We start from the raw sequence: 11365 nt of genomic DNA, 5'->3' as shown, positions 1-11365 counted from the left end.
CGAGGTATCCAGCGTGCCACGAACGATGTGGTAACGCACACCCGGGAGATCCTTCACACGTCCCCCGCGGATCATCACCACCGAGTGCTCCTGGAGGTTGTGACCCACGCCGGGGATGTACGAGGTGACCTCGATCCCGTTGGTCAGACGAACACGCGCCACCTTGCGGAGGGCCGAGTTCGGCTTCTTCGGAGTGGTGGTGTACACGCGGGTGCAGACGCCACGCTTCTGAGGGCACTCCTTCAGCGCGGGGCTCTTGCCCTTGATGTTCAACTTCTGGCGGCCCTGACGGACCAGCTGACTGATGGTTGGCACTGAGCTTCTCTTCCTTCCCGTTTGCCCCGGGCGGGTGTACCCAGGGGCGCATACAAACCTACAACTGCGCTTGAAAAAGGGCCGCGAGTATAGGGAGGGGCTACCCTGTGTCAAGCACCGCCAGCCCACGGCATTCCAACCGTGGACCCCACCGGCACCCTTTCCCACTTTCTCCTGGCTGGCTCGGTCCTCTACTCTCCTACCACCTAGAAGTCGAGGACCATCACGATCGCGTCCTCGGGCGGCTGGCCCGCGTCCACGTAGTAGTTCGGCCGCACCCCGACCGGGCGGAAGCCGAACGACTTGTAGAGGTGGATGGCCGGCTCGTTGCTCTTGCGCACCTCCAACGTCGCCAGGCTGCACTTGCGTGCTCGCCCCTCGGCCAGGGTGGCCTCCATCAGCTGCCGCCCCACCCCGCGCCGCCGGTGCTCGGGCGCCGTGGCCACGTTGAGCACGTGCACCTCGTCGTGGACGATCCAGAAGATGGAGATGCCCAGCAGGCGCCGGTCTCCCTCGGGCAGGGACTCCTCCGCGAGGAAGATGACGGACCAGTCGTGGCCGAGCTCGCGCTGCAGCAGTTCGTAGGACCAGGGGTTGGTGAAAGAGGCCTTCTCCAGCTCCATCACCGCCGGCAGGTCCTCCCGCGTCATCCGGCGGATCAGGAATGGGGACTCGCGGGGCTCCTCGCGCATCCGCCTCATTGCGGCGCCTCCCGGGCGAAGGGAGCCACCCGCCGGACCTTCGCGCCCGCCCTCACCTGGGCGAATTCCTCCTTCGCGAGCTGGCTGTAGCGCTCCCGGAAAAGCTTCTCCTTCAGGGCCTCCCGCACCGACTCGTACGGCCCGCCCAGCACCGCCTTGTGCTCCTCCCAGTACCGCCGCACCTCCGCCTCACCCACCTGCGCGCGCAAGCGGACCCGGCTGTCCAGGATGCGCTCGGCCCGCACTCCCCGCTCCAACACCGCCGAGAGCTGCTCCAGGTCCGCGTCGTGCCGGGCCAGGAAGGCCAGGAGCGCCGTCTCGTCCTCGAAGCGCTCGCGGAAGGCCTTCAGCCGCCCCTCCACCTCCGAGCGCTCCGCCGGGAAGGCCTGCAGCCTGTCCGCCCCCGCCACCAGCAGCCGCTGGTTGATGGCCAGCTCGAGCGCTCCCCGGAGCGTCTGCTCGTCGAGCGAGGCCTCGGCCGCTCGCACGCCTCCTCGCAGCACCAGCGCCACCCGGGTCTCGAACTCGAGCTCGCTCAGGGTCAGCACCTGGTTGCCGATGACCGCCACCACCCGGTCGAGCACCCGGCCCCCAGAGGAGGCGTCCTGGGAGTCCTCGGGAGCGGCCTGCCAGGCAGCGGACACCGGCACCAGCGCGAGCCAGCCCACCACCAGCCCGATCTTCGCTCCCCGACCGCGCGCTGCTCCCATTCTTTCCCTCATGTGCCTCCGGCCACTTTATACATCCGGACCTTGAGGCACACGCCGTGCTGGCGCTCGCCGCACGGCTGGTTACGTTTTTGCAGTTTCGGAGGGCGGCAACCCCATGGCGGACGACTACTACCAGATTCTCGGCGTGTCCCGGACGGCATCGGCCGACGAAATCAAGAAGGCCTTCCGCAAGCTCGCTCGCAAGTACCACCCGGACGTCAACCCGGGCGACAAGTCGGCGGAAGAGAAGTTCAAGCAGCTCAACGCGGCCTTCGAGGTGCTCTCGGACGAGCGCAAGCGCAAGCTGTACGACGAGTTCGGCGACGAGGCGGCCCAGTTCGGCTTCGACGAGAAGAAGGCCCAGCAGTACCGGGCCTACAAGGCCGCGCGCGCGGCCGGCGGCGGCAGGCCCTCTGGCGGCGTCGGCCCCGACATCGACCTGGGCGACCTCTTCGGGGAGATCTTCAACCGCGGCGGCGCGGGCGGCGTGGACATGGGGGAGATGTTCGGCCGCGCCGCAGGAGGCCGGGCCGCCGGTCCCACCGCGGGCGAGGACATCACCGCCACGCTCTCGCTCAGCTTCAACGAGGCCCTCACCGGCGTGGAGCGAACCCTCTCGCTGCCCCGCCCCGGCCGCTGCCAGCGCTGCCAGGGCGCGGGCCAGGTCGGTACGCCCTCCACCTGCGCCACCTGCGGCGGCACCGGCAAGGTGCGTCGCGCCGGAGGCATCCTCGGCATGGCCGCGAGCGGCACGTGCCCCACCTGCCGCGGCACCGGCCGCGCCGCGCCCCCCTGCCCTTCCTGCCAGGGCTCGGGCGTCGTGGAGGAGACGGCCCGCCTCACCGTGAAGCTCCCCGCCGGCGTCCACACGGGCTCCAAGGTGCGGCTGTCCGGCCAGGGCGCGGCGGGCTCGCGCGGGGGGCCTCCCGGGGACCTCTACATCGAGACGATCGTCGCCGAGCACCCCCTGGTGCGCCGCGAGGGCGATGACCTCTACCTGGACCTGCCGGTGACCGTCTCCGAGGCCATGCTCGGCGCCGAGGTCCGCGTGCCCACCTTCCAGGGCGAGGTGACGGTGAAGGTGCCCCCGGGCTCGCAGTCCGGCCGCCGGATGCGCCTCAAGGGACGGGGGGCTCCCTCGCTCAAGGGCGGCCCCTCGGGAGACCTCTACCTCACACTCCAGGTGAAGGTGCCCGAGCACCTCTCCTCCGAGGCCCGCCAGGCCGCCGAGGCCCTCTCCCGCGCCTACCAATCGGATGTCCGGGGCTCGTTGCAGCTCTAGTTGAAGCACTAATCGACGGCCGGTCACTGGCCATCCAAGCTTCTTGCGTTAGCTTGCGCCGCGTCCTACACGGCGGCCAAGAACTCGTATTCACCCCTCGGAGCCTCTTCCTCATGGGCATCTTCGATTTCCTCGGCGGTTCCGGCCCCGAGAAGGCCCTCAAGCTCAAGTCCAAGGTGACCCAGAAGTATGGGGACCCGTCCACCCGCCAGAAGGCGCTCCAGCAGCTTGGGGAGATGCAGTTCCCCGAGGCCGTCAGCGTCCTGCTGCACCGCTACACCATCACCGTGGAGCCCCTCACCACGGACGCCGACGAGAAGGAGCACGTCTTCGAGCTCATCAAGAGCTTCGGCAAGGACGCCATTCCCCCCGTCACCGAGTTCCTGCGCAAGAACGAGCAGGCCACCTCCTGGGCCCTGCGCATCCTCGAGGCCCTGCTGCCCGAGGCCGAGGTCGTCACCCTCGTGGTGGACGCGCTCCAGCACCTGGGCTCCCAGTACATGCGCGACCCGGAGAAGAAGGTCGTCCTCCTGCACTACGTCACCGGCAAGCAGGACGCGCGCATCGCCCCCGCCGTGCTCCCCCACCTCGACGACATGGCGGACGAGGTGAAGATCGCCGCCCTCAAGGCGCTCGGCCCCCAGAAGCACGAGCCGGCGCGCGAGCCCATCCTCCACCTCCTGACGGCCCCGGACACCGCGCGCCGCGTGCAGGTGGCCGCGCTGGAGGCGCTCCAGGAGAGCGGCTTCGGCGTGCAGGGCTACCGCGAGAAGGTGGACGCCGTCCTGGCCGACCCCTACTACGTCGACGGCGGCGGCCTGGTGAAGCGCCGCGGCTGAGCCCGGTACCTGGCGGGTTGGACCCCTCCCACCCGCCCTGTGTCGTCCAGCGGACATGGCAATTGTCCTGCGGTCGGCCCTGTTGCGACAGGAGCCGGGGAAGGGTTTCCACCCCGGCTCCGGGTGACGCAGGATCTGCCCCATGCGGTGATCGCGTCGCCCTCCACCTGGAGGGGGGCCGGCGCGCCGCCCCCTGGTCGCCGAGGTCGCTCCGTGCCGAAGAAGAAGGTTCCGCATCTGGCTGAGATCGTCACCCTCCGCCCCGAGGCCAACGCCAAGAAGCCCCGGCGCACGCCCAAGCCCCAGCCGCCCGTGGACAACGAGGCCGCCGAGCGCTCCCTGGTGGAGATGGCCCAGCACATCACCTCCAGCGCCGGCCCCACCGAGGCCCTGCGCGCCCAGCTTCAAATCGTCCACACCCTCATGCAGGCCAAGGCCTGCTACGTGGCGCGCTTCAGCCCCTCGCGCAACCAGCTCCACGTGGAGCACGTGCGCGGCCGCTACGACGAGCGCATCACCGCCGCCACCCCCGAGGAGGGCCTCGTCGGCCGCGCCTTCGCCGAGCGCACCCTCCTGCGCGACGAGGAGACCGTCGCCATTCCGCTCGAGAGCCCCCAGGGCATCACCGGCGTGCTCGCCATCATCGCCCCGCGCCGCGCCCTCTCCGACTCGCTCCTCATGGCAATCGCCGGCCAGCTCTCCGCCGCCTACGAGGTCGCCCGCCTGCGCGACGACAGCGCCCGGCGCAACAAGGATCTCCAGACGGCCATCGCCGGCCTCAAGGCCCTCGAGCAGAGCCGCGACGAGCTGCTCGGCAACGTCTCCCATGACTTGAAGAACCCCCTCACCACCCTCAAGGCCTACCTGGCCATGATGGGGCGCGAGAAGCTCGGGCCCGTCTCCGACGCCCAGCGCCGCGCGGTGCAGGTGTGCGACCGCAGCGCGGACCGAATGCTGCGCATGGTGAACGACTTGCTGCTCATGTCCCGCCTCCAGGCCGGGAAGATGCAGCTCAACCAGCGCCCCTTCGGCCTCAAGTCCGTGGCCGAGGAGGTCATCCGCACCCTCACCCCCATTGCCGAGAAGGACAAGGTGCAGCTCACCCTGCCCCCCTCCGGCGAGGTCTTCGTCCGCGGCGACCGCGAGCGCATCGCCGAGGCCATCCAGAACCTCGTGGAGAGCGGCATCCACCGCTGCGAGGCCGAGGACACCGTGGAGCTGCGCGTCTCCGTCGAGGACGGGCTCGCCCTGCTCACCGTGAAGGACTCCGGCCCCGGCATCGGCGCCGAGGACCTGGAGCACCTCTTCGATCCCTTCTACCGGCCCGAGGGCACCCGGGGCCAGGGCCGCAGCCTCGGCCTGCCGCTGGTGGCGAAGATTCTCGCGCTCCACGGCGGCCGCGTGGAGGCCTCCAGCACGCTCGGTGAAGGCACGAGCTTCCAGATGGTGCTGCCCATGTTCGCCGGCGCCGTCAGCACGCCCGACGCCGCCCAGGCCGGCCCCCGCGCCGGTGGCATCCTCCTCGTCGAGGACGACGCCGACTGCCGCGAGGTGCTCCAGCAGGTGCTCGAGCAGGAGGGCTACCGGGTGATGTCCACCTCGGGAGCCGCCGAGGCCCGCTCCATCCTCTCGCACATCCGCCCGGCCATGGTGCTGTTGGATCTGCGGCTGAGCGAGGAGGACGGCCGCTCCGTGCTGCGCTTCATCCGCGGCACCGAATCCCTCGCCGACGTGGCCGTCTACATCATCTCCGGCGCCAGCGAGGTCTCCAGCCTCGGCGCGGGCCAGGGCCTGGACCGCATCGACGGATTTTTCGAGAAGCCGCTGCAACTGCCCCGGCTCCTGGACACCGTGGCCGCCGTCGTGCGCCCGAGCCGCCGCAACCCGGCCGTCTCGTGAAAGGCCGCCGCGACTCAGCGCGTTGACAGAAGGTGCGCGGATCACGCCCGGCTTTCGCTTAGTATCCGCGCGATAAAATGAATCCTTCCGTCTACTCCCGCTATCGGACTGCCTTCGTCGAGGCGCTCGCCCAGTCCCTGGGCGTGCCCGCCTCCGAGATCGACGCCCAGATCAAGCCGGCCGACCCGGCTCACGGCGACCTCTCCTTCCCCACCTTCCCGCTGGCCAAGGCGCAGAAGAAGGCGCCTCCGGCCATCGCCGCCGCGCTCGCCCAGGGCGTGAAGGTACCGGGCCTCGAGGTGGTGGCCGCCGGCCCCTACGTCAACGCGAAGTTCTCGCAGATGCCCTTCACCGCCGAGGTCATCGACGCGGCGCGCTCGCAGGGCCTCAAGTACGGCGGTGGGGACTCGGGCGCCGGGAAGACGGTGGTGATGGACTACTCGTCGCCCAACATCGCCAAGCCCATCGCCTTCCACCACATCCGCTCGACGATGATCGGCCACAGCGTGGCCAACCTGCACCGGGCGCTCGGCTACCGCGTCGAGGGCATCAACTACCTGGGTGACTGGGGCAAGCAGTTCGGCCTCGTGGCCGTGGGCTTCCAGGAGTTCGGCGTGTCCGAGCGCCGCAAGGACATGGCGCACCTCGTGGAGGTGTACGTCAAGGCCAACAAGCGCGCCGAGGCCGAGCCCGCCTTCGACGAGCGCGCCCGCGACTTCTTCCGCCGCATGGAGGCCGGAGACACCGAGGCGCTCGCGCTCTGGAAGGAGTTCCGCGAGACGTCCGTGCGCGACTTCGAGCGCATCTACGCCCGGCTCGGCATCAAGTTCGAGCACATCGAGGGCGAGAGCTTCTACCAGGGCAAGATGGAGCCGGTGATCGAGGAGATCGCCCGCAAGCCTGGCGTGAAGGAGTCCCAGGGCGCCACCATCGTGGACCTGCCCTACGCGGAGAACGAGCCGCCCGTCCTGCTCAAGAAGAACGACGGCAGCACGCTCTACGCCACGCGCGATCTGGCGGCGGCCATCGACCGCTACGAGCGCTTCCACCCCGAGAAGTCGCTCTACGTGGTGGCCACGGATCAGGCGCTGCACTTCCGGCAGCTCTTCCGGGTGCTGGAGGCCATGGGCCGCGAGTGGTTCAAGCGCCTGGTGCACATCAACTTCGGCCGCGTGCACGGCATGAGCACCCGCAAGGGCAACCTGGTGTTGCTCAACGACGTGCTCGACGAGGCCAAGGCCCGCGCCCTGGAGATCGTGCAGAAGAACGTCCAGGAGGGGAAGATCCAGACGAGCAGCACGGAGGAGCTGGCCGAGCAGATCGGCCTGGGCGCCATCGTCTTCGGCGATCTGAAGAACCGCCGGACCACCGACTACACCTTCGACTGGGAGGACGTGTTCGCCTTCGAGGGGCACTCGGGTCCCTACCTCCAGTACGCGCACGCGCGCACCTGCAACATCCTGCGCCGGGCCGGTGGGGCTCCGGCCTCGTACGACGCGTCGCTGCTCACCCTGCCCGAGGAGCAGGCCGTGCTGCGCGTCATCGCCCGGCTGCCCGTGGTGGTGCAGGAGGCCGCCGACCAGTGCGAGCCCAGCTTCGTCGCGCGCTGGCTGCTGGACCTGGCCGCGGAGTTCAGCCGCTACTACACGCTGGGCAACCAGGACCGCACCAAGCGCGTCGTGCTCGAGGGCAACGAGCCCCTGAAGGCGGCGCGCCTGGCCCTCACGGACGCGACGCGCTCGGCGCTGGCCGCGGGCCTGTCGCTGCTGGGTATCGCCACTCCCGAGAACATGTAGCGAGGACTGTGTGGACAAAGGGGGCTCGCACGTGGACACCGCGTTGTCACAACAGGCCGTCGGTCACAGCGAGGCATTGAAGGAGGAGTTCGGGCCCGTCTCCCGGATGCTGGGACAGCGCTACCTCGAAGGGGTGCGCTTCCCCGCCGAGGCCGAGGACGAGCTGCGCGCGCTCCACGCCAAGGGGTTCGTGGTGCACGTCATGCGCTCCACGGCATGGGTGAACTACCTCTACCTCGCCTGGGCCATGGTGCGCCGCGCCCTGCCCCCCGTGCGGGCGGTGGTGAACCTGCGGCCCTGGTTCACCCGCCCGTTCCGCAAGACGGCCCAGCGCGGCCCCTTCGACGTGCGCTTCACCTACGCGCGGCGTCAGGGCGGCAGCGGCCTCATCTTCCTGCGCAAGACGGCCCTCCTGAGCGCCTCGGGCAAGGACATCGAGGAGAACCCCTTCCCCGCGCTCGTCGCCATGGCGCGCAAGAGCGACAAGACCGTCTTCCTCGTGCCCGAGCTGTTCGTCTGGGAGAAGCGCACCTCGCGCATCAAGCCGAGCCTCCTGGACCACGTCTTCGGCAGCCCGGACGCGCCGGGCTTCCTGCACTCGATGGTGGCGTTCTTCCGCAACTACCGCCGCGCGCAGTTCCGCGTGGGCGAGCCCATCGATCTCAAGCGCTTCATCGAGGAGAACCCGCAGGACTCGGACGAGGTCATCGCTCGCAAGGTGCGCAGCGCCCTCAACCACCACCTGGCCCGCGAGACGCGCGCCGTCTTCGGTCCGCCGGTGAAGCCCACCGAGCGAATCCTCGACGAGACGCTGAGAGATCGCACGCTGCGCAAGACGCTGGACGCGGTGGCCACCGAGAGCAACCGCCGCCCCGAGAGCGTGCTGCGCCAGGCCCGGCGCAACCTGGACGCCATCTCCGCCAAACCGAGCCCCACCACGCTGGCCTTCGTCTCGCCGGTGCTCGCGTGGGTGTTCAACCGCATCTACGACGGCATCGAGGTGGACGAGGCGGGCCTCAACCGCGCCCTCAAGGCCGCGAGCAAGGCGCCGCTCGTGCTGTGCCCCTCGCACAAGAGCCACGTGGACTACCTGGTGCTCAGCTGGCTCCTGTGGAATCGCGGCTACGCCGTGCCCCTGGTGGCCGCGGGCGCCAACCTGTCCTTCTGGCCGCTCGGGCCGCTGCTGCGCCGCTGCGGCGCCTTCTTCCTGCGCCGCTCCTTCAAGGACGACAAGGTGTACGCCGCGTCCTTCAAGGCCTACGTGAAGAAGCTCGTGCACGACGGCGTGCACCAGGAGTTCTTCCCCGAGGGCGGCCGCTCACGCACCGGCAAGCTGCTCCAGCCCAAGCTGGGCATGTTCACCTGGCAGGTCGAGTCCGTCCTCGAGGGCGCTCGCAATGATCTCATCTTCGTGCCCGTGTCCATCGACTACGAGAAGGTGGTCGAGTCGGGCAGCTACTCGAAGGAGCTGGCCGGCGGCGAGAAGAAGCCCGAGGACCTCAAGGCACTGCTGAGCACGCCCAAGGTGCTCGCGGCTCGCTACGGCCGCATCCACCTCACCGTCGATGAGCCGCTGTCGCTCGTGGAGCTGATGAAGAGCCGCGGGCTCGAGCCGGGGCAGCCCATCTCGGACGAGCAGAAGAAGGGTCTGGTGCGCGCGCTGGGCAACCGGGTGATGTACGGCATCACCAAGGTGTCCACCGTGACGCCGCACGCGCTGGTGAGCGCGTCCCTGCTGGCCCACCGCCGGCGTGGCATGACGAGCCGCGAGCTCACGGATCGCATCAACGTCCTTCGCCGCATCGCCGAGGAGGACAAGGCGCCGCTGTCCACGATGCTCAAGGACTCGCCGAGCAACCCCGAGGCCATGGGCGCCATCCAGGACGCCATGCGCACGTTCTGCTCGGACGGGATGGTGCGCACGCAGAAGGCGCACGGCGAGGTCATCTACCAGGCCGAGGACGATCGCCGCGGCGAGATGTCCTTCTACAAGAACACGCTGATGAACCTGGTGGCGGCGCGAAGCCTCGTGGCCAACGCGCTGCTGGTGGGGGCTCCGGCGCCATTCGACGAGGTGAAGGCGCGGGCGCTGTGGCTGTCGCGGCTCTTCAAGGTGGAGTTCATCTACCGGGTGGGCGCGAGCTTCGACACCATCTTCGCGGAGACGGTGGAGCGGCTGGTGCGGATGGGACTGGTGCTGCACCAGGGGGACACGCTGAGCGTGGCGCCCGAGCCCCATGCGCGGCCCGAGTTGGAGTTCCTGGCGGATCTGCTGCGCGACTACCTGGAGGCGTACCTGATCGCCACGCAGACGCTGGCGGAGGTGGCGGCGGGCACGGTGCAGGATCGCAAGTCCTTCGTGAAGCAGGCGCTGGACCTGGGACGGGCCGAGTACCACTCGGGGCGCATCACCGCGGCCGAGTCGCTGGCCAAGGTGACGCTGGAGAACGCGGTGGCCTACCTGCTGGAGCAGCGCTACCTCGTGGAAGAGGACAAGAAGCTGAAGCTCGGACCCGCGGCGCCCGACCTCGCGGCGACGAAGAAGTTCGCCGAGGAGCTCCACCGCTACCTGCGTCACCAGGGCTGAGCCCCCGTAGCGCGGACCCCCAGCGGAGCCCGCGCTACACGCCTCTCACCCGTGCTCACGGCGCCGTGCGGAAGGGCACCCGGACCTCCTGGGCGAGCGGGTTGCCCTCGGAGTCGGTGAGCGAGGTGCGCAGCACCAGCGTGTACGCCGTGCCCGGCTCGAAGGCCCCCGCCTCCGCGCTCACCGTCACCGTGTACGGCACGTCCCCGCGCTCGACGTCCTCGTCCCGGTCCGCGGGCACCGTCAGCCGCAGGGGCACCTCCACCCTCCCCTCGAAGACGGCGATTCCCGGGCGCAGCGTGCGCTCGTCCATCGCCTCCGAGAAGAGGACCTCCAGCGAGCCACCCACGGGCAGCGTGCCTCCAGCGCTCGGCTCGGTGGACACCACGTCGGGCGGGTCCGTGTCGCGCGTGGCGAGGAACGGCTCTCCCGGCTCCAGGCACGCGGCGCACCCCAGCAGCCCCACGAGCAGCAACCGGCGCATCAGCGGCACCCCTTCTGCACGAGGCTCGCCTCGGTGTGGCACTTGAGGCAGGCCCGGTCATTGGCCGCCGCCACCCGCTTGCACATCGAGGCGAAGCCATCCGGATGCGGAATCACCTGCCGCCGCACCGACTTCTCCGAGTGGCAGCTCATGCACGACTCCTCGCGGTGGCAGGACGCGCACTGCTGCATGTCTCGCGAGGCGGCGACGCCGTGGTGCTGGGGCCCGGGCACCTCGACCCAGGCGTTGTAGTCCGGGTGCACCTTCACGTTGCGCGAGCGCAGCGAGCGGTCCGCGTCCATGCCCACCCCGGCTCGCTCGTGGCACGCGGCGCAGAAGGACTGCATGCGGTGGCAGCTCGAGCAGCGCGTGGAGTCCATCCGCGCCTGCACCGGGTGCAGCGTGAGGTAATCATTCGGGTGCACGGACAGCGGCTTCTGGAGCGCGTCGTGGCACGTCTGGCAGTAGGACTCGGCGTGGCACGACATGCAGGTGCCCCGGTCCACCGAGGCGCGGCTGCCGTGGGTGAACTCGTAGCGGGGCCCGTGGTCCACGCCGAGCGGGTTGCCCTGCATCGGCCGCAGCACGCCCGAGGGGAACGTGAGCTGCAACCGCCCCGAGGGCTCCGTCAGGTGGCAGGTGCGGCAGTCCTTCGAGGCCACGTTGCCGTCATGGCACTGGAAGCAGGTGGCCATCTTCGGCAGCTGCTGCCGGGTGGCGAGCTGCACGTCCGTCATGGCGCCATGACACGT

The 11365-nt window shown here is 69.8% G+C and carries 9 protein-coding genes and 1 pseudogene; 5 read left to right on the top strand and 5 right to left on the bottom strand.

From position 1 onward, the window contains the following. The 3 genes from rpsL to ACJ8AN_RS39500 form a co-directional block, all read right to left on the bottom strand. The coding region (gene rpsL, locus ACJ8AN_RS39510; RefSeq protein ID WP_407760801.1) for a 30S ribosomal protein S12 at positions 1 to 315 on the bottom strand (315 nt) is incomplete at its 3' end. Between the two features lie 206 nt (positions 316 to 521). Further along, a complete protein-coding gene (rimI, locus tag ACJ8AN_RS39505; RefSeq protein ID WP_407760800.1) occupies positions 522 to 1016 on the bottom strand; it encodes a ribosomal protein S18-alanine N-acetyltransferase in 495 nt (164 codons plus the stop codon). Beyond that, on the bottom strand, positions 1013 to 1726 hold the full coding sequence (locus ACJ8AN_RS39500; RefSeq protein WP_407760799.1) for a hypothetical protein: 714 nt from the start codon (positions 1724 to 1726) through the stop codon (positions 1013 to 1015). The genes rimI and ACJ8AN_RS39500 overlap by 4 nt, the downstream gene beginning before the upstream one ends. A gap of 115 nt (positions 1727 to 1841) precedes the next feature. Here ACJ8AN_RS39500 and dnaJ point away from each other — a divergent pair, with 115 nt between their 5' ends. The 5 genes from dnaJ (at position 1842) to ACJ8AN_RS39475 (ending at position 10129) form a co-directional block, all read left to right on the top strand. Further along, complete coding sequence (gene dnaJ, locus ACJ8AN_RS39495; protein ID WP_407760798.1) at positions 1842 to 3008, top strand: molecular chaperone DnaJ; 1167 nt, start codon at positions 1842 to 1844, stop codon at positions 3006 to 3008. A gap of 113 nt (positions 3009 to 3121) precedes the next feature. Further along, positions 3122 to 3847: a HEAT repeat domain-containing protein gene (locus ACJ8AN_RS39490; RefSeq protein ID WP_407760797.1), complete on the top strand. Its 726-nt coding sequence runs from the start codon at positions 3122 to 3124 to the stop codon at positions 3845 to 3847. 213 nt (positions 3848 to 4060) lie between these two features. Beyond that, the gene (locus ACJ8AN_RS39485; RefSeq protein WP_407760796.1) at positions 4061 to 5746 is read left to right on the top strand and encodes an ATP-binding protein; all 1686 of its coding nucleotides are present in this window, start codon (positions 4061 to 4063) and stop codon (positions 5744 to 5746) included. 77 nt (positions 5747 to 5823) lie between these two features. Further along, positions 5824 to 7542: an arginine--tRNA ligase gene (gene argS, locus ACJ8AN_RS39480; protein WP_407760795.1), complete on the top strand. Its 1719-nt coding sequence runs from the start codon at positions 5824 to 5826 to the stop codon at positions 7540 to 7542. Between the two features lie 31 nt (positions 7543 to 7573). After that, entirely contained in the window at positions 7574 to 10129 is a 2556-nt protein-coding gene (locus ACJ8AN_RS39475; protein WP_407760794.1) for a 1-acyl-sn-glycerol-3-phosphate acyltransferase, read from the top strand. A gap of 55 nt (positions 10130 to 10184) precedes the next feature. Here the strand turns inward: ACJ8AN_RS39475 and ACJ8AN_RS39470 are convergent, their stop codons facing one another. Together ACJ8AN_RS39470 and ACJ8AN_RS39465 are read right to left on the bottom strand one after the other, a co-directional pair. Next, entirely contained in the window at positions 10185 to 10613 is a 429-nt protein-coding gene (locus ACJ8AN_RS39470) for an Ig-like domain-containing protein (protein WP_407760793.1), read from the bottom strand. After that, positions 10613 to 11365, bottom strand: a pseudogene (locus ACJ8AN_RS39465) (cytochrome C); the annotation flags it as partial. The gene ACJ8AN_RS39470 and the pseudogene ACJ8AN_RS39465, both read right to left, overlap by 1 nt.

The organism is Archangium sp., assembly GCF_045802675.1.
Lineage (GTDB): Bacteria > Myxococcota > Myxococcia > Myxococcales > Myxococcaceae > Archangium.
Note: the sequence above shows the minus strand (reverse complement) of the source record. Positions and strands in the feature narration are given on the sequence as shown.

Excerpts from the sequence above, each read along its gene's own strand:
- rimI (WP_407760800.1), bottom strand. The coding sequence starts at position 1,016 with ATGAGGCGGATGCGCGAGGAGCCCCGCGAGTCCCCATTCCTGATCCGC.
- ACJ8AN_RS39500 (WP_407760799.1), bottom strand. The coding sequence starts at position 1,726 with ATGGGAGCAGCGCGCGGTCGGGGAGCGAAGATCGGGCTGGTGGTGGGC.
- dnaJ (WP_407760798.1), top strand. The coding sequence starts at position 1,842 with ATGGCGGACGACTACTACCAGATTCTCGGCGTGTCCCGGACGGCATCG.
- ACJ8AN_RS39490 (WP_407760797.1), top strand. The coding sequence starts at position 3,122 with ATGGGCATCTTCGATTTCCTCGGCGGTTCCGGCCCCGAGAAGGCCCTC.
- argS (WP_407760795.1), top strand. The coding sequence starts at position 5,824 with ATGAATCCTTCCGTCTACTCCCGCTATCGGACTGCCTTCGTCGAGGCG.
- ACJ8AN_RS39470 (WP_407760793.1), bottom strand. The coding sequence starts at position 10,613 with ATGCGCCGGTTGCTGCTCGTGGGGCTGCTGGGGTGCGCCGCGTGCCTG.